This window comes from Mycobacterium sp. GA-1199, assembly GCF_001500045.1.
Lineage (GTDB): Bacteria > Actinomycetota > Actinomycetes > Mycobacteriales > Mycobacteriaceae > Mycobacterium.
The window spans coordinates 49903-67605 of record NZ_LQIX01000053.1 but is presented as its reverse complement, the minus strand read 5'-3'; the positions used below and the strand labels follow the sequence as shown (position 1 = coordinate 67605).

The 17703-nt window shown below is 67.4% G+C and carries 14 protein-coding genes, 1 tRNA gene and 1 pseudogene; 12 read left to right on the top strand and 4 right to left on the bottom strand.

The genetic code is table 11. The features are described from left to right. Positions 1-86 precede the first annotated feature (86 nt). Positions 87-1565, bottom strand: a complete 1479-nt coding sequence (gene glmU / locus AU198_RS21260) for a bifunctional UDP-N-acetylglucosamine diphosphorylase/glucosamine-1-phosphate N-acetyltransferase GlmU (RefSeq protein WP_064350554.1) — start codon at positions 1563-1565, stop codon at positions 87-89. Between the two features lie 84 nt (positions 1566-1649). Beyond that, a tRNA-Gln gene (locus AU198_RS21255) sits at positions 1650-1721 on the bottom strand. Positions 1722-1879: 158 nt separating this feature from the next. Here AU198_RS21255 and AU198_RS21250 point away from each other — a divergent pair. The 12 genes and pseudogenes from AU198_RS21250 to AU198_RS21195 all read left to right on the top strand — a co-directional run bounded on the left by AU198_RS21250 (position 1880) and on the right by AU198_RS21195 (position 15867). Beyond that, complete coding sequence (locus tag AU198_RS21250; RefSeq protein ID WP_064350709.1) at positions 1880-2485, top strand: TetR/AcrR family transcriptional regulator; 606 nt, start codon at positions 1880-1882, stop codon at positions 2483-2485. A gap of 77 nt (positions 2486-2562) precedes the next feature. Beyond that, entirely contained in the window at positions 2563-6198 is a 3636-nt protein-coding gene (gene mfd / locus AU198_RS21245) for a transcription-repair coupling factor (RefSeq protein WP_064350708.1), read from the top strand. A 255-nt stretch (positions 6199-6453) separates the two neighbouring features. Next, positions 6454-7002, top strand: coding sequence for a hypothetical protein (locus tag AU198_RS21240; protein ID WP_064350707.1), 549 nt, complete (start codon positions 6454-6456; stop codon positions 7000-7002). 177 nt (positions 7003-7179) lie between these two features. Continuing rightward, positions 7180-8250 carry a nucleoside triphosphate pyrophosphohydrolase gene (locus tag AU198_RS21235; RefSeq protein WP_064350553.1) on the top strand — a complete coding sequence of 357 codons (1071 nt, stop codon included), beginning with the start codon at positions 7180-7182 and terminating at the stop codon, positions 8248-8250. A gap of 103 nt (positions 8251-8353) precedes the next feature. Next, on the top strand, positions 8354-9085 hold the full coding sequence (locus tag AU198_RS21230) for a lytic transglycosylase domain-containing protein (RefSeq protein WP_064350552.1): 732 nt from the start codon (positions 8354-8356) through the stop codon (positions 9083-9085). Between the two features lie 86 nt (positions 9086-9171). Further along, positions 9172-10461, top strand: coding sequence for a phosphopyruvate hydratase (eno, locus tag AU198_RS21225; RefSeq protein ID WP_064350551.1), 1290 nt, complete (start codon positions 9172-9174; stop codon positions 10459-10461). A 14-nt stretch (positions 10462-10475) separates the two neighbouring features. Then, positions 10476-11183: an FtsB family cell division protein gene (locus tag AU198_RS21220; protein WP_064350550.1), complete on the top strand. Its 708-nt coding sequence runs from the start codon at positions 10476-10478 to the stop codon at positions 11181-11183. Next, positions 11176-11673, top strand: coding sequence for a DUF501 domain-containing protein (locus AU198_RS21215; RefSeq protein ID WP_064350549.1), 498 nt, complete (start codon positions 11176-11178; stop codon positions 11671-11673). Before AU198_RS21220 ends, AU198_RS21215 begins: the two co-directional genes overlap by 8 nt. Beyond that, a complete protein-coding gene (locus tag AU198_RS21210) occupies positions 11666-12607 on the top strand; it encodes a Ppx/GppA phosphatase family protein (protein WP_064350548.1) in 942 nt (313 codons plus the stop codon). Before AU198_RS21215 ends, AU198_RS21210 begins: the two co-directional genes overlap by 8 nt. 104 nt (positions 12608-12711) lie before the next feature. Continuing rightward, complete coding sequence (locus tag AU198_RS21205) at positions 12712-13737, top strand: Acg family FMN-binding oxidoreductase (protein ID WP_064350547.1); 1026 nt, start codon at positions 12712-12714, stop codon at positions 13735-13737. 105 nt (positions 13738-13842) lie between these two features. After that, on the top strand, positions 13843-14829 hold the full coding sequence (locus AU198_RS21200) for an Acg family FMN-binding oxidoreductase (protein WP_064350546.1): 987 nt from the start codon (positions 13843-13845) through the stop codon (positions 14827-14829). A 147-nt stretch (positions 14830-14976) separates the two neighbouring features. Continuing rightward, positions 14977-15867, top strand: a pseudogene (locus AU198_RS21195) (universal stress protein). A gap of 7 nt (positions 15868-15874) precedes the next feature. Here the strand turns inward: AU198_RS21195 and dosR are convergent. Both dosR and AU198_RS21185 read right to left on the bottom strand, forming a co-directional pair. After that, positions 15875-16525 (bottom strand): hypoxia response regulator transcription factor DosR/DevR, encoded by a 651-nt coding sequence (gene dosR, locus AU198_RS21190; RefSeq protein WP_064350545.1) that lies wholly within the window; start codon positions 16523-16525, stop codon positions 15875-15877. Positions 16526-16585: 60 nt separating this feature from the next. Further along, on the bottom strand, positions 16586-17599 hold the full coding sequence (locus AU198_RS21185; RefSeq protein WP_064350544.1) for an Acg family FMN-binding oxidoreductase: 1014 nt from the start codon (positions 17597-17599) through the stop codon (positions 16586-16588). Positions 17600-17703 lie beyond the last annotated feature (104 nt).

Here is a 17703-nt window from a genome sequence, read left to right as displayed (position 1 = left end):
CCTTCAAGGTCGGGGATCGATACCGGGTAATCCTACGTAGCTTGACGCACCGGGCGTGTCCGGGTGGCCAGATCGCTAACTGCCGGTCACCGCGATTCCGTGTCATCGGTAGCCGGCCCGCCCTCGTCGGCCGATGCCTGCTGCGCGGCTCGCGCCGCCGCCGACCCCGGCCGTTTGCGCGTCACCCACCCCTCGATGTTGCGCTGCGGCCCCGCCGACACGGCCAGCGCACCCGGCGGCACGTCGTCGCGCACGACGGTCCCCGCCCCGGTGTAGGCGCCGTCGCCGACGCTGACCGGGGCGACGAACATCGTGTCCGACCCGGTCCGGACGTGCGAGCCGATCGTCGTGCGGCTCTTGGTCTCGCCGTCGTAGTTGACGAAGACGCTGGACGCCCCGATGTTGCTGTGCTCGCCGATGTCGGCGTCGCCGACGTATGTCAGATGCGGCACCTTGGTGCCGGTTCCGATGGTGGAATTCTTGGTTTCGACGAACGCGCCGAGCTTGCCGTCGGCGCCCAGCACGGTGCCGGGCCGCAGGTAGGTGAACGGTCCGACCGTCGCGCCGTCCCCGATCACCGACGAGCTGGCGTGCGTGCGGCACACCGTCGCGCCGTCACCCACGGTGACGTCGGCCAGGGTCGTGTCGGGCCCGACCTCGCACCGCCCGCCGATGCGGGTGCCCTCGAGCAGCTGGGTGCCCGGCTTGAGGACGGTGTCGCGGCCGATGGTCACGTCCACGTCGATCCACGTCGTGGCGGGGTCGACCACGGTGACACCGGCCCGCTGGTGCGTGGCCACGATGCGCCGGTTCAGCTCGGTGCCCAGCTCGGCCAGCTGCACGCGATCATTGACCCCCGCCACCAGCATCGAGTCGTCGACATGTTTGGCCCGTACGACCAGACCGTCGGAACGCACGATCGAGACGACATCGGTCAGATACTGCTCCTGCTGGGCGTTGTCGGAGCCCAACCGGCCCAGCGCGGACCGCAGCCCAACGGCGTCGAACGCGTACACCCCCGCGTTGACCTCGGTGATCGCGCGCTGTTCGGGGCTGGCGTCGGCCTGTTCGACGATGCCCATCACTTCGCCGTCCTGGGTGCGCAGAATGCGGCCGTAACCGGTCGGATCGGGCAGCGTGGTGGTCAGCACGGTCACCGCTGTCGGCCGGGTGTTGTGCGTGCTGACCAGGTCCGCCAGCGTGTCGGCGTCCAGTAGCGGCACGTCGCCCGAAGTGACCACCACGGTGCCGGCGAAGTCGGGCGGCAGTGCCGTCAAACCGCACTGCACGGCGTGGCCGGTGCCCAGCTGCTGCTCCTGGGTCGCGGTGGCTATCGGGCGGCCGAGTTCGGCGGCCAGCCTCTCGACCTCGGGCCTCACCCGGTCCCGGTCCTTGCCGACCACGACGACCAGATGCTGAGGCGCCGCCTTGCCCACCGCGTGCAGCGCGTGCGCGAGCATGCTGCGACCCGCCAGCGTGTGCAGCACTTTGGGGGTGTCGGACCGCATCCGGGTGCCGGCGCCGGCCGCGAGCACGACCACCGCGGTTTCAGGGGCTGCCGTCATCCGGTCTCCTGCCTATCGGATGTGCGGTTTCATACGCGACACGCCGGTCACGCCGCATGTGAGCGCACTATCGCGGCCAAATCGCTCCGTCGCCAGGACTCGAACCTGAACTATCTGAACCAAAATCAGAGGTGCTGCCGATTACACCACGACGGATCGAACAACTCGTGATGCTAGTCCAATCGCCGGACCCCTCTTCGTTTGTTCCCACGGCCGTCGCCTCGCCGCGTGATCGCCGCCCGACCCCTACATCTGCATCTAACCTGGTAACCGTGGCAGCACCCGACAAGGAGGTCCGGGCGCCGCGGGCGCGGATGACGGGCGCCGAGCGGCGCCACCAGCTCATCGAGGTCGCGCGCAAGCTCTTCGCCGAGCGCGGCTACGAGGGCACCTCGATCGAGGAGATCGCCCAGCGCGCGAACGTCTCCAAGCCCGTCGTCTACGAGCACTTCGGCGGCAAGGAGGGCCTGTACGCGGTGGTCGTCGACCGCGAGATGTCGGCGTTGCTCGACGGGATCACCTCGTCGCTGACCCGGATGACCAACAACCGCTCGCGGCTGCGCATCGAACGCGTCGCACTCGCCCTGCTGACCTACGTCGACGAGCGCACCGACGGCTTCCGCATCCTGATCCGCGACTCCCCGGCGTCGATCACCTCGGGCAGCACCTATTCGACACTGCTCAACGAGGCCGTCAACCAGGTGTCCTCGATCCTGGCCGGCGACTTCTCGCGCCGCGGACTGGACCCGGAGATGGCGCCGCTCTACGCGCAGGCGTTGGTCGGCTCGGTGTCGATGACCGCGCAGTGGTGGCTCGACGTTCGCGAGCCCAAGAAGGAGGTCGTTGCCGCGCATCTGGTCAACCTGTGCTGGAACGGGCTGATGCATCTGGAGAACGACCCGCCGTTGCTCGACGAGTGACGTAGATCTCGTCGCGGGATCGGTGCAAACCCTCGTCGCGGCAAGCGTTTCGGCGCGCGCCTACGATGGAAGGCATCATGACCGCATCGGGGACCCTGTCCGTCCCAACCCCGATCGCCGGGCTCGTCGATCTGGCCTTACGAGATCCCTCCCTCAGCGAGATCTCGCGCCGTGCCGCCGACAAGCCCGCCGATCTGGCCATCGTCGGCCCGGCCGCCGCCCGGGTGTTCGTCGCGTCCGCGATCGGGCACGCCTGTCCGCTGGTCGTCGTGACCGCCACCGGGCGGGAGGCCGACGATCTGACCGCCGAACTGCGTGGCGTGTTCGGTGAAACCGTGGCGATGTTCCCCTCGTGGGAGACGCTGCCCCACGAACGGCTGTCCCCGGGTGTCGACACCGTCGGCGCGCGGCTCATGTTGTTGCGCAGGCTGACCCACGCCGACGACGCGCGTCTCGGACCGCCGCTGCAAGTGGTCGTGACCACCGTGCGGTCGCTGCTGCAACCGATGGTGCCCGACGTGGCCGACGTCGAACCGGTGACCCTGAGCGTGGGCGTCGAAGCGGAATTCGACAACCTGATCGAGCGACTCGTCGAACTCGCGTACACCCGCGTCGACATGGTCGGCAAGCGCGGTGAGTTCGCGGTGCGCGGAGGCATTCTCGACCTGTTCCCGCCGACGTACGAGCATCCGGTGCGCATCGAGTTCTGGGGCGACGAGGTGTCCGAGATGCGGATGTTCGCCGTGGCCGACCAGCGGTCGATCTCCGAGATCGACGTCGACACCGTCATCGCGGTGCCGTGCCGTGAGGTACTGCTGACCGACGACGTCCGCGAGCGCGCCGTCGAACTCGCGCGCGAGCACCCCGTTCAGGAGAACACGCTGCCCGGCACCGTGCCCGACATGCTGGCCAAGCTCTCCGAGGGGATCCCGGTCGACGGGATGGAGGCCCTGCTACCGCTGTTGCGTCCCGACGCGCTGTCCACCCTGTCGGATCTGCTGCCCGCGGGCATGCCGCTGTTGATCTGCGATCCGGAGAAGGTGCGCACCAGGGCCGCCGACCTGATCAAGACCGGCCGCGAGTTTCTGGAGGCGTCCTGGTCCACGGCGGCCGTGGGCGGCGACGCGCCGATCGACCTGGAGTCGCTGGGCGCGTCCGGATTCGTCGAACTCGACGACGCCCGCGCCGCGGCCCGCGAGGGCGGACATCCCTGGTGGACGTTGAGCCAGCTGTCCGACGAAGCGGGTTTCGAGGTGGACATCCGGCCCGCACCGTCGGCCCGCGGCTCACAAGCGAGCATCAGCGAGATCTTCGCCATGCTGCGCGCCCACGTCGCCACCGGCGGTTACGCAGCCGTCGTCACACCCGGCGCCGGCACCGCGCAGCGCGTCGTCGAGCAACTCGCCGAATCCGACGTTCCCGCAGGCATTTTGGAGCCTGGCGTGTCGATCAAAGAGGGTGTCGTCGGTGTACTCAAGGGACCGCTGCACGACGGTGTGGTGATTCCGGGCGCGAATCTGGTGATCATCACGGAGACCGACCTCACCGGCAACCGCGCCACCGCCACCGAAGGCAAACGGCTGGCCGCCAAGCGCCGCAACGTCGTTGACCCGCTGGCCCTGTCCGCCGGCGATCTGGTGGTGCACGACCAGCACGGCATCGGACGGTTCGTCGAGATGACCGAACGCGTCGTCGGCGGTGCTCGTCGCGAGTACCTGGTGCTGGAGTACGCATCGTCCAAACGGGGCGGGGGCACGGACAAGCTCTACGTGCCGATGGACTCGCTGGACCAGTTGTCCCGCTACGTCGGCGGGGAGTCGCCGACGCTGTCCCGGCTGGGCGGCAGCGACTGGACGAACACAAAGACCAAGGCGCGCCGCGCAGTTCGCGAGATCGCCGCCGAACTGGTGTCGCTGTACGCCAAGCGGCAGGCGTCGCCCGGCCACGCGTTCGGTCCTGACAGCCCGTGGCAGGCCGAGATGGAGGACGCGTTCGGCTTCACCGAGACCGTCGATCAGTTGACCGCCATCACCGAGGTCAAGGCCGACATGGAGAAGCCCGTGCCGATGGACCGGGTGATCTGCGGTGACGTCGGCTACGGCAAGACCGAGATCGCGGTGCGGGCGGCGTTCAAGGCGGTGCAGGACGGTAAGCAGGTCGCGGTGCTGGTGCCGACGACGCTGCTGGCCGACCAGCATCTGCAGACTTTCTCCGAGCGGATGGCGGGATTTCCGGTCACGGTAAAGGGGTTGTCGCGCTTCACCGATCCAGCCGAGTCGCGTGCGGTGCTCGAGGGCATGAAGGACGGCAGCGTCGACATCGTGATCGGCACGCATCGGCTGCTGCAGACCGGTGTCACCTGGAAGGACCTCGGCCTCATCGTGGTCGACGAGGAACAGCGCTTCGGCGTCGAGCACAAAGAACACATCAAGTCCATGCGCACCCACGTCGACGTGTTGACCATGAGCGCCACCCCGATTCCGCGAACCCTGGAGATGAGCCTGGCCGGCATCCGGGAGATGTCGACGATCCTCACCCCGCCCGAGGAGCGCTACCCGGTCCTGACGTATGTCGGGCCCCACGACGACAAGCAGATCGCCGCGGCGCTGCGCCGCGAACTGTTACGTGACGGGCAGGCGTTCTACATTCACAACCGGGTCAGGACCATCGATCAGGCGGCCGCGCGGGTGGCGGCGCTGGTGCCCGAGGCGCGCGTGGTCGTGGCGCACGGTCAGATGCCCGAGGAACAGCTCGAGCGCACGGTCGAGGGGTTCTGGAACCGCGAGTACGACATCCTGGTCTGCACGACGATCGTCGAGACCGGCCTGGACATCTCCAACGCCAATACCTTGATCGTCGAGCGCGCCGACACGTTCGGCCTGTCCCAACTGCATCAGCTCAGGGGCCGGGTCGGGCGCAGCCGCGAACGGGGTTACGCGTATTTCCTGTATCCGCCCGAGATTCCGCTCACCGAGACCGCCTATGACCGGCTGGCCACCATCGCGCAGAACAACGAACTGGGCGCGGGCATGGCCGTGGCCATGAAGGACTTGGAGATTCGCGGCGCAGGAAACGTGCTCGGCGCCGAACAGTCCGGGCACGTCGCCGGCGTCGGCTTCGACCTCTACGTGCGCCTGGTCGGCGAGGCGGTCGAGGCCTATCGCGCGGCTGCCGACGACAAAACCGTTGCCGCACCGGAAGAAACCAAGGACGTGCGGATCGACCTGCCCGTGGATGCGCATCTACCTCCCGATTACATCGGCAGCGACCGGTTGCGCCTCGAGGGTTACCGCCGGCTGGCCGCGGCCCCGGACCAGAAGGCGGTGGACGCCGTGGTCGAAGAACTCGTCGACCGGTACGGCCCGCTTCCCGAGCCGGCGCGGCGCCTGGTGGCCGTCGCACGTCTGCGGTTGCTGCTGAGGGAGTACGGAGTCACCGAGGTGAGCTCGGTGTCCGAGTCGACGGTGCGGCTCTCGCCGCTGCAGCTGATGGACTCGCAACAGCTGCGGCTCAAGCGGATGTATCCGAGCGCCGGCTACCGGGCGACCACATCGACAGTGCAGGTGCCTATTCCGCGTGCCGGCAACGGTATCGGCGCACCGCGCATCCGCGACCTCGAGCTGGTGCAGATGGTCGCCGACCTGATCCTGGCGTTGGACGGGAAACCACAGGGCAGTGTCGACATCATTTCGGACTCGATTTCTGAGAACTAACGCCACGTCAAAGCGGCTGTACAACTGTTCAGCCGCCGGTCGTACCGGGATCCGCTGTTAACGCACCATCACGCCGATCCGACATACACGTCGGGGGGTCAAGGTGTTGCTTGCCCATTGAACCGAGGGAGTCGTCCAAACCGAGGGCGTCGATCACCTATGACAGGTGGTTTAAGCAATTTCCTAAACCGAACATCACACGATGCCACCGAGCGATTGGTGCGCGTCGCGATGACGCAAGGCGAAGGAGTTTCGATGGACTTCAAGAAATTGGCAGTGACCACCACGATGACCGGTGCACTCGGACTCGGTGCGTTCGGCCTGGGCGCAGGTTTCGCACAGGCGCAACCGCACATCAACATCCCGCAGCCTCCGGTTCCCGTTCCCGAGGTCAACGTGCCGCCGGTCAACGTGCCGCCGGTGAACGTGCCGCCGGTGAACGTGCCGCCGGTGAACGTGCCGCCGGTGAACGTGCCCGATGTGGACGTACCGCGGGTGGACGTGCCCGATGTGAACATCCCGAACGTCGACGTTGATGTTCCGCGGGTGAACGCCCCCGATGTGGACCTGCCCGAGGTGAAGTTCCCCGAGGTGGACAACTACTTCAAGCTGCCGCACGGGCACATCCCGCCGGGGCAGCTGAAGAACTCGCCGTTCATCAACGGGGTTCCGAACCCCTTCTACGGAATCCCTCCCGGCCAGCTGAAGAAGCTGCCCGAGGTCAACGAGATACCCAACCCGTTCTTCGATGAGAAGCCGGGTCACTGGGTGATCCCCGACGACCTGATCGAGCCGGAGTCCTGAGCAACCCGATACGGACACGATGGCCGTCCTGCCGCAAGGTAGGGCGGCCATCGCCGCTCGGGGCGAGTAGACACCGGTGCCCGTGGTATGGCGGTTCGCCGCGCTACGGGCTGCACCGAGGTGTTGGTATAACCGAGGTCAGCGGTTCGGACAAGACGCGTGAGGGGGTGTAGCCCGATGACCGTCGTTTTGGTCGACCCCAGGCGCCCGTCATTGATCCCGATCGACGCGATCGATCTGCTGTCCGGCGACGTCCAGTACACCGAGGAGATGCCGATCAAGGTGCCCTGGTCGTTGCCCGCCGCCCGGCCCGCATACGACGGTGAGGATGCGCCGGTGCTGCTGTCCTCGGACCCGGAACACCCCGCGGTCAAAGCCCGGCTGGCCGCCGGTGACAGGGTGATCTCGGCACCCGAGGCCGCACCGGGAGAACGTCTGGTCGACGCCGTCGCGATGATGGACAAACTGCGCACGTCCGGGCCGTGGGAGAGCGAGCAGACGCACGACTCGCTGCGGCGCTACCTGCTCGAGGAAACCTACGAGGTGTTCGACGCCGTGCACAGCGGTGACGCCGACGCGCTGCGCGACGAACTCGGAGACGTGTTGCTGCAGGTACTTTTTCACGCCCGCATCGCCGAAGACGCACCGCAGAATGCGTTCGGCATCGACGACGTCGCCGACGCGCTGGTACGAAAGCTGGGCAACCGCGTACCCGCGGTACTCGCCGGGGAGCCGATCTCACTGGACGATCAACTCGCCCAGTGGGAGGAGCGCAAGGCGCTGGAGAAGAAGGCGAAGCGGGCGCATTCCACGATGGACGACGTGCCGACCGCTCAGCCCGCTTTGGCCCTGGCGCAGAAGGTGGTTGAGCGCGTCAGCGCGGCGGGGATGCCCGCCGACCTGATCCCCGGCGCCGTCACGTCGGTGACGGTGGCGGTGGGCAGCGATGCCGAGAACGCCTTGCGCTCGGCGGTTTTGGAGTTCATGGATACGGTGCGACGGGTGGAACGGGCGATCGCCGTCGATCGTCGCGGGAACGATGTTCCCGAGGAACTCGACGACACGCCGCTGGGCACGGTGACCGAAGACGAGTGGCGCGCGCACTGGCCGTCCGCCGGCGCGGACGAAACGGACGGCGAGGACGATGCGATGGAACTTGATGAGACCGATGACGACGCCGACGAGACCAACGAGGCAGAGGTGGCCGATGAGGCTGCTGAGGCCGAAGTTGCCGATCCCGCGTCCTGAACCGGTGAAGATTTTGTGCCCCCGAATCGCTCCCAACGCTGAGCCGCGACGTCCCGAACACGTGGGACCATGGGCAGCGACCGAAGTTGGTTGAGGGAGTTTGGTGTCGCCGGTGCGTTGGCTGCGTGCTGTCGCCGTTCTAGGAGCGACGGCGCTGCTCTTGGCTTCTAGCTGCTCGTGGCAGCTCGGGACGCCCATCCCTGAAGGCGTCCCGCCCCCACCGGGCGATCCGGTGCCCGCGATCGACACCTACGCCAAGGGCCGCCCGGCCGATCAACTTCACGAATGGGCCGCCGAACGCGCGCCCAAGCTGGGGATCCCGGTGGCAGCGCTCGAGGCGTACGCCTATGCCGCCCGGGTGGCCGAGGTGGAGAACCCCGACTGCAAGCTGGCCTGGACGACGCTGGCCGGGATCGGGCAGGTGGAAAGCCATCACGGGACCTACCGCGGTGCGGCGATCGGAGCGAACGGGGACGTCGAACCACCCATCCGGGGTGTCTGGCTCGACGGCACCAACGGCAACCTCGAGATCTTCGACGACTCCGCGATCAGCCATGACGGTGACTCCAAACACGCCCGGGCGATGGGCCCGATGCAGTTCATCCCCGAGACGTGGGGGCACTACGGCGTCGATGCCAACAACGACGGCGAGGTCAGCGCCGACAACATGGACGACGCCGCGCTGTCGGCCGCGGGTTATCTGTGCTGGACCGGCAAGGATCTGGCCACGCCGCGCGGATGGATGAACGCGCTGCGCGCCTACAACCATTCCGACCAGTACGCCAGAACGGTGCGGGACTGGGCGACCGCTTACGCCAACGGCCACCCCCTCTAGACACGCCTGCCGGACTGGGAGGCTCTAGGCTCGTCGGTTGACGCGAAAAAATCGCCCCCACCACCGAGGACACCAAGGAGACGCCAGTGCCCACTATCGATCAGGTCGGAGCCCGAGAGATCCTCGACTCCCGGGGAAACCCGACGGTCGAGGTTGAGGTTCTGCTGGGCGACGGGTCGTTCGCCCGCGCCGCCGTGCCGTCGGGCGCGTCGACGGGGGAGCATGAAGCCGTGGAACTCCGCGACGGCGGCTCACGGTACGGCGGTAAGGGCGTGGAGAAGGCGGTCGAGGCGGTGCTCGACGAGATCGCCCCGGCCATCATCGGCCTGCAGGCCGACGACCAGCGCCTCGTCGACCAGGCGCTGCTCGACCTCGACGGCACGCCCGACAAGTCGCGGCTGGGCGCCAACGCGATCCTGGGCGCCTCGTTGGCCGTGGCCAGGGCCGCGGCCCAAGCGGCCGATCTCGATCTGTTCCGGTATCTCGGTGGCCCGAACGCCCACATCCTTCCGGTGCCGATGATGAACATCCTCAACGGCGGCGCACACGCTGACACCGGTGTCGACGTGCAGGAGTTCATGGTCGCCCCGATCGGCGCAGCGTCGTTCAAGGAGGCGCTGCGCTGGGGCGCCGAGGTCTACCACTCGCTGAAGGCGGTACTCAAGGCCCAGGGCCTGGCGACCGGGCTCGGCGACGAAGGCGGATTCGCTCCCGACGTCGCGGGCACCACGGCCGCACTCGATCTGATCCTGTCGGCCATCGAGTCCGCCGGGTTCAAGGCGGGCTCGGATATCGCGCTCGCACTCGACGTCGCCGCGACCGAGTTCCACTCCGACGGCCAGGGTTACAAGTTCGAGAACGAGGTGCGCACCGCCGACCAGATGGGCACCTTCTACGCGGGCCTGCTCGACACGTATCCGTTGGTGTCGATCGAGGATCCGCTGTCGGAGGACGACTGGGACGGCTGGGTCGCGCTGACGTCGGCCATCGGGGATCGCGTGCAGCTCGTCGGTGACGACCTGTTCGTCACCAACCCGGAGCGACTCGAAGACGGCATCCAAAGGGGCGCCGCCAACGCGCTTTTGGTGAAGGTGAACCAGATCGGCACGCTGACCGAGACGCTCGACGCGGTGGCGCTCGCCCACAACAGCGGCTACCGCACGATGATGAGCCATCGCAGCGGCGAGACCGAGGACACCACGATCGCCGATCTCTCTGTTGCGGTGGGCAGCGGCCAGATCAAGACCGGTGCACCCGCCCGCAGTGAGCGCGTCGCCAAGTACAACCAGTTGCTGCGCATCGAGGAGAACCTCGGCGACGCCGCCCGCTACGCCGGCGACCTCGCCTTCCCGCGGTTCGCCGTGGAAACCAGATAGTCCGGTAACGGCCCGTGCCCGAAGGAAAACGGCCCGACCCCAAGCGCCGGTCACCGACCTCCCGACCCGGAAAGTCGGGCAAGGCCGGCGGTGCGGGGACGGGCCGTCCGCGGGTGGCAGCACGCCGCGAGCCCCGCGCCACCGAAGCGCGCCCGGCCACCGACGCAGCGGCCGATGCCCAGGCCAAATCCGGAGAAACCGGGGTCGTCATCCGGCGCGCCATCGCCGAATCGGCCGAGCAACAGTCCGAGCAGCGGTTCGGATCCGCGGCGCGGCGCGCGGCGATCCTCGCGGTGGTGGTGTGCGTGCTGACGCTGACGATCGCCGGGCCGGTCCGCACCTACTTCGCACAGCGCACCGAGATGAAGCAACTCAAAGCCACCGAACAGCAGTTGCGGGCCCAGATCGCCGATCTCGAACAGCAGAAGGTGAAGCTGGCCGATCCGGTGTTCATCGCCGCACAGGCCCGCGAGCGGCTCGGGTTCGTGATGCCCGGCGAGATTCCGTACCAGGTGCAATTGCCTCCCGGCGCGGTGGTGCCGGGCACTCCCGATCAGGAACCGGAGGCCGTCAACCGCGGCCAGCCGTGGTACACGGCGTTGTGGCACACGATCGCCGATGAGCCACACGGAATCACCCCCGGTCCCGTGCCCGGGGTGCCCCCGCCCGCACCCGATGCGCCCCAACCGCAACCGCCGGCCCCACCCACTCCCGGTGGTTGACCCCGCGGACCTCGACGCCGTCGAGCGCCAGCTGGGACGCGCGCCGCGCGGTGTCCTGGAGATCGCCTACCGATGCCCCAACGGTGAGCCCGGTGTCGTCAAGACCGCGCCGAAACTCCCTGACGGCACACCGTTTCCGACGTTGTACTACCTCACCCACCCGGTGTTGACCGCCGCCGCGAGCAGGCTGGAATCGTCGGGCATGATGCGGGAGATGACCGAGCGGCTGCGCAACGACGCGGACCTGGCTCGGGCATATCAAAAGGCGCACGAGTCCTATCTCGCCGAGCGCGACGCCATCGAACCTCTCGGGACGACGTTCTCCGGCGGCGGCATGCCGGATCGGGTCAAGTGCCTGCACGTGCTGATCGCCCACTCTCTGGCGAAGGGGCCGGGCACCAATCCCCTCGGCGACGAGGCGCTGGCTGCACTGGCCCACGATCCCGCGATGGAAGGCATTCTCGATCCGGAAAGGTGGGCCCATGAGTAGGGTCGGCGCCATCGACTGCGGTACCAACTCGATCCGTCTGCTAATCGCCGACCGGGTCGATGGCAAGTTGGCCGATGTGCACCGCGAGATGCGGATCGTCCGGCTGGGCCAAGGAGTCGACGCCACAGGGCAATTCGCGCCCGAGGCGCTGTCGCGCACGGAGTCGGCACTGGCCGACTATGCCGACCTGATGCGTCACCACGGCGTCGACAACGTGCGGATGGTCGCGACCTCGGCGACCAGGGATGCCGCGAACCGTGACGTGTTCTTCGCGATGACGGCCGAGGTGCTGGGGGCCGTCGTGCCCGGTGCGGTCGCCGAGGTGATCACCGGCACCGAGGAAGCGGCCTTGTCGTTCAACGGCGCGGTCGGCGAACTAGGCTCGGCCGCAGCGCCTTTCGTGGTGGTTGACCTGGGCGGCGGGTCGACCGAAGTGGTGCTCGGCAGTGACGAGATGACCGCCGGCTATTCGGCCGACATCGGATGCGTCCGGCTCACCGAACGCTGCCTGCACTCCGATCCGCCTACCGCAGAGGAGGTCGCCGCGGCGCGTGATGTCGTGCGGGAAGGGCTGCAGGAGGCGTTCCGGGCAGTGCCGGTCGATCAGGCCCGCACATGGGTCGGGGTCGCGGGCACCATGACGACGCTGTCGGCGCTGGCCCAGAAGATGCCGGTCTACGACTCGGATGCCATTCACCTGTCCCGTGTCCCGTTCGGCGAACTGCTGAGCGTGTGCGAGGCGCTGATCGCGATGCCGCGAGCACAACGCGCACGGCTCGGCCCGATGCACGAGGGGCGTGTCGACGTCATCGGCGGTGGCGCGATCATCGTCGAGGAACTGGCCGACGCGTTGCGGCAGCGGGCGGGTATCGAGGAGCTGACCGTCAGCGAGCACGACATCCTCGACGGCATCGCGCTCTCGATCGCCGGCTGACTGTCGACCGCCCGGGATATGCGCCCTTCGGCGGGCCAGGAGTACCTCGAGAAGGGGACTTCTTGCCCTGTTTCCTTCTCGGCTGACGGCGCATCCTTCGTCATGTGACTGCTTTCTTAGAGACCACCGGACCACCGACAGCCGAATTTCCCGATGCCGAGACGCTACGGACGGTGTTGTCGTTGGCGACCCGAGCTCCTTCCGTGCACAACTCGCAGCCCTGGTACTGGAAAGTGGGAGACGAGAGTCTGCATCTCTACGCTGACCGGTCGCGCCACCTGGCCAGGACGGACGCCGACGAGCGTGACTTGATGGTCAGCTGCGGGATGGCGCTGCACCACGCCATCGTGGCGCTGGCGGCTGTGGGTTGGCGAGCCCGGGTCCACCGGTTTCCCAACCCCGCCGATCGCGATCACCTCGCCTCGTTCGAATTGAGCCCCGCCGATCCCATCACCGCCGACATCGCCTTGGCGGCCGCCATTCCGCAACGCCGGACCGACCGCCGCCACTTCAGCCCTTGGCCGGTGTCGATGGTCGACATCGCGAAGATCGGAGCCAGGCTCGCCAGGACGGGGATCCTGATGCGACGCGTCGAGATGTCCATGGACATCAGGGCAATCGTTGCGCAGGCGGTGTGGCAACACACCCACGACGATGCGTATCTGGCCGAACTCGCCGCCTGGAGCGGAAGGCACGCCGCGACGTCGGGCATTCCGGCGCACAGCATCCCCGAATCCGACCCAACGGCCCCCCTCCCGGGCCGACTCTTTCCCGGTGGGTCATTGGCGCAACCGCAGGGCGCCTCCGCGCACGAAGACCACGCGATCCTGTTGGCGCTGGGATCTGTGGCCGACGACGATCTATCCCGGTTGCGGGCGGGTGAGGCGTCGAGCCTGCTGCTGTTGACCGCCACCTCCATGGGCTTGGCCAGCTGCCCGGTATCCGAGCCGCTCGAGATTGCAGAAACGCGGCGAGCGCTCAGGGACGAGGTGTTCGACGGCCGGGAGTACCCGCAGATGATGTTCCGGATCGGTTGGGCGCCCGTCGGTGCCGACCCGCTGCTGTCGACACCGCGGCGCCCTCTCAGCGAGGTCGTCGGCGCCCTCGGCAGTGTCCCCGCGAGCCTGTGATCCTGTGCACCCGATCGAAGTTGGAGGACGTGATGAGCATCTCGATCGTCGCTACTCACCAGCGCGGCCCCGCTGCGCTCATCGAATCACCTTGGGGTGCATAGCATGAACGCACACCACCCGAACGCCGAAACCATCCGCTCCGCACTGATGCTGGCGGTGAAGGCGCCGTCGGTGCACAACACCCAGCCGTGGCGTTGGCGGGCCGGTGAACAGAGCGTCCATCTCTACGTCGACCGCCGACTGCATCTGCCACACACCGACCCCGATTCCCGGGATCTCATGCTCAGCTGCGGTGCCTCACTGAACCACTGCCAGATTGGCTTCGCCGCCCTGGGCTGGCGCGCTGAAGTGCACCGGTTTCCCAACCCGGACGACCCGAATCACCTCGCGGCCCTGGAACTTCATCGGCACGACCCCACTGACGCCGACATCGCGCTCGCAGCGGCCATTCCGCGACGGCGAACCGACCGCCGCCGGTACGGCTCATCGAAGGTTGCACCCGCAGACCTCGCCTTGATCGCGACCCGAGCAGCCGCGGCCGGTGCGACCGTGCGTCAGGTGGACAATCTTTCCTCACTGCGGAGTCTCGTGAGCGAGGCGGCTCGACGCCATGCTGCCGACCATGGCTATGCCGCCGAACTCGCCACGTGGAGCGGTAAATACGCGGCAACCGCGGGAGTACCGGCGCGCAGCGCGCCCAAAGCCGACGGCAGCATCTCGGCGCGTACGTTCGCGGGCGCGAGTCTTGCCCAACCGGTGGGCTCCGAAGCGGAGACCGACAACGCCGTGGTCCTCGCTCTCGGCACAGACGACGATAGCGACCTGTCACGATTGCGCGCCGGCGAGGCGGCCAGCCTGGTCCTCCTCACGGCGACCGCGCTGGGATTGTCGAGTTGTCCTATGACGGAGCCATTGGAGGTACCCGAGACCCGCGCTGTTGTCCGGGCGGAGGTCTTCGACGGTGGTCTGTACCCGCAGATGCTGTTGCGGATCGGTTGGGGACTTCTCGGTGCCGATCCGTTGCCGCCCACCCCGCGACGCGCCGTATCCGAAGTCGCCGCGCGACTCGACGGGTCGCCACTGGCGTAACCGCTCGAAGTCGAATGGATTCCGGACATGGGCCCGGTCCAGGGATTTTCGACCACTTCACCGGTGACGAACGCCTCCGGAACCAAGCGGCGTCGCGGCGATACCGTCATGGAGTGGGTTGACGTCCGGCGGTGAGAGGGGCGCGAAATGGCAGCGACGACATCCGATAACGGCATTCTGGTCGCGGTTGACGGATCGCCGGCCGCAAGGGTTGCCACCGACTGGGCTGCGCGAGAAGTCGTGTTACACCGGTTGCCGCTCAAGGTCGTGCACGTCGTCGAATCGCCCGCCGTGCGGATGTGGCCGGAGATGGCCATGCCGGCCGCAGTCACCGAAAGTCTGCGGCGAAGAGGTCACGAATAACTCTCGGCAGCAGAGGAAACCGCCCAACGGGCCACCGCCGGCGAGGATCTGGCGATCACTACCGAGCTGTTGACGGCCGCGGTCCAGCCCACACTCATCGACCTGTCTGGAGAGGCCCGCATGATCGTGGTCGGCTGTCGCGGTCTGGGCTCGATCGGACGCCGTCTTCTCGCGTCGGTCAGCTGGACCCTCCTACACCACGCCAAGTGCCCTGTCGCAGTCATCCATGACGAGGATCCGCTGATGTCCGAACCGGTTTCGAAGGCACCGGTGGTCGTCGGGATCGACGGCTCACCGGCCTCGGAAGCCGCCACGGTGATCGCATTCGATGAGGCATCCCGCCGCGGAGTGAATCTCGTCGCCGTCCACGCATGGAGCGACATGAGCTACTACGAGTTGCCCGGGTGCGAAGCCGCGGCCCTGCTCCGGGAAGCCGAGGAAACGCTCGGCGAGCGCCTCGCCGGCTGGCAGGAGCAGTATCCCGATGTTCGGATCGAGCGCGTCCTCGTGATGGATCGGCCCGCACACCAGCTGCTCGAGCAATCGGATCGCGCGCAGCTGACGGTCCTGGGCAGCCATGGGCGCGGTGGTTTCGCCGGGATGCTGCTCGGATCCGTCAGCTCGACGGTCGCCGAGTCGGCGCGTATGCCGGTCCTGGTGGTACGACCGTCGTGACGGGTCATCACATGTCGGGGTCGCGGTGGGACCGCTCCAATTTGGAGATGTAAACGGCAGCCTGGGTGCGTCGTTCCATACCGAGCTTGGCCAACAGCCGCGAAACGTAGTTCTTAACCGTCTTCTCCGCCAGGAACATCCTGGCGGCGATCTGCTTGTTGGTCAGGCCTTCCCCGAGCAGATCCAGCAGGACCCGCTCCTGGTCGCTGAGTTTCGCCAAGGGATCGGAATGCTCAGCTGCCCCACGCAATTTAGCCATCAACACGGCGGCCGCGCGGTTGTCCAGCAACGACCGCCCAGCGCCGACATCCTTGATCGCCTGGGCGAGTTCCATGCCCTTGATGTCTTTGACCACATAGCCGCTGGCGCCGGCCAGAATCGCGTCCAGCATCGCCTCGTCCGAGGTGAATGACGTCAACATCAGGCACCGCAGATCCGGCATGCGGGAGAGAAGGTCCCGACACAGTTCGATGCCGTTGCCGTCCGGGAGTCGTACGTCGAGGACCGCGACATCGGGTTGCAGGGCGGGAATGCGCGCCATTGCCTGCGACACGGAGCCCGCCTCGCCGATCACGTCCAGATCCGGATCGGCGCTAAGGAGGTCGATGAGACCGCGCCGGACCACTTCGTGGTCGTCGACCAGAAAGACTTTCACCATGGGTGTCTCACTCCTGAGTTTGAGCCACGGTGTCTCACAATACGGTCTGCGCTTGGCAGATCAAGGCCCAACAGCACCCTTCGGTGGCGGCGGGCGCACTTCGAGCACTTCAGCGGTCGGGCGCCGCGGAGTCGCCGGGGGCCGGTCTTCGATCTCCGGTGCCGTACCGATGCGGATCAACACCTGGGGCGTCGTCTCAGTACCGATCAGCGACGCGACGATGTCCCGGCTCGCCCGCAGCTCGGTGATATGGGTGAGCGTGCATGAAGCCAGGCCGGCCATGGTGGCATCGAGCAGGACCGCCGACAGCATCTCCCCGCATCGAAGCACGCTTTCGCGCTCGTTGTCATAGGTGGACAGGACGACGATCCTCGCCCTGTCCTGACCGTAGGCCCGGCGCCTGTCTCGTTCGTCGTGAGAAACGGGGAAACTGCGTCCCACCCCGACGTGATCGCTCTCGGCCGCCGTGGGAAGAGAACTCGGGGGAATGCCCTCGCTGACCGGGAAAGGCGCTGTCCACCAGTGCAACTCCTCGTGGTAGTAGGGGTCGTAGAAGCGCAGGGACTCGGTTAGTCTCGAGGCCTGAACCAGTTCGGCGCGCAGCTCGTCGGCGATCACGTCCAGTCTGACGGCATCCGCGGTGACGCTTCTGCGCAATTGCGCCTCGACGGCCACCCACTCCGGCGGGGCCGCGAAGGGAAGCCGGTCGGTGCGCCGCATCAGTATCGCGTCGGCGCGACGACGGTGTCCTTCGGTGACGAATTCCATCGGGGAGAAGTCGACATTCGCCAGGTGCACCGGGCTGTTCGGATTCGGATAGCGGTCGATGTCAGCGTCCCAGCCGGCTGCGGCCATCGCCACCGTGAGGTGGTCGAGCACCGCGCCACAGCTCATCAGGGCTTCCCGCCCGGAACGGTCGGTCGAGTACAGGACACGGCTCTTGTCGAGAAACAGCTCAACCGAGGAACCGTCGGTCGTCCAATGCCACGGCTGACTGTTGTGCAACGACGGGGCCCGACACGCCAGGGCCACGGCGTTGGTGATGACATCGGTGCCGACAAGGGTGTGTCGCATTACTCGATCGTGGGCTCGAGTCACCGCCGAAACCAGGGCCAATGGTCCCATTCATCGGGGCTTCTGACCCTGTTCGGCGCTGCCGGCGGGAGTGGACGATCGAG

Excerpts from the sequence above, each read along its gene's own strand:
- glmU (WP_064350554.1), bottom strand. The coding sequence starts at position 1,565 with ATGACGGCAGCCCCTGAAACCGCGGTGGTCGTGCTCGCGGCCGGCGCC.
- AU198_RS21250 (WP_064350709.1), top strand. The coding sequence starts at position 1,880 with ATGACGGGCGCCGAGCGGCGCCACCAGCTCATCGAGGTCGCGCGCAAG.
- mfd (WP_064350708.1), top strand. The coding sequence starts at position 2,563 with ATGACCGCATCGGGGACCCTGTCCGTCCCAACCCCGATCGCCGGGCTC.
- AU198_RS21240 (WP_064350707.1), top strand. The coding sequence starts at position 6,454 with ATGGACTTCAAGAAATTGGCAGTGACCACCACGATGACCGGTGCACTC.
- AU198_RS21235 (WP_064350553.1), top strand. The coding sequence starts at position 7,180 with ATGACCGTCGTTTTGGTCGACCCCAGGCGCCCGTCATTGATCCCGATC.
- AU198_RS21210 (WP_064350548.1), top strand. The coding sequence starts at position 11,666 with ATGAGTAGGGTCGGCGCCATCGACTGCGGTACCAACTCGATCCGTCTG.
- AU198_RS21200 (WP_064350546.1), top strand. The coding sequence starts at position 13,843 with ATGAACGCACACCACCCGAACGCCGAAACCATCCGCTCCGCACTGATG.
- dosR (WP_064350545.1), bottom strand. The coding sequence starts at position 16,525 with ATGGTGAAAGTCTTTCTGGTCGACGACCACGAAGTGGTCCGGCGCGGT.
- AU198_RS21185 (WP_064350544.1), bottom strand. The coding sequence starts at position 17,599 with ATGCGACACACCCTTGTCGGCACCGATGTCATCACCAACGCCGTGGCC.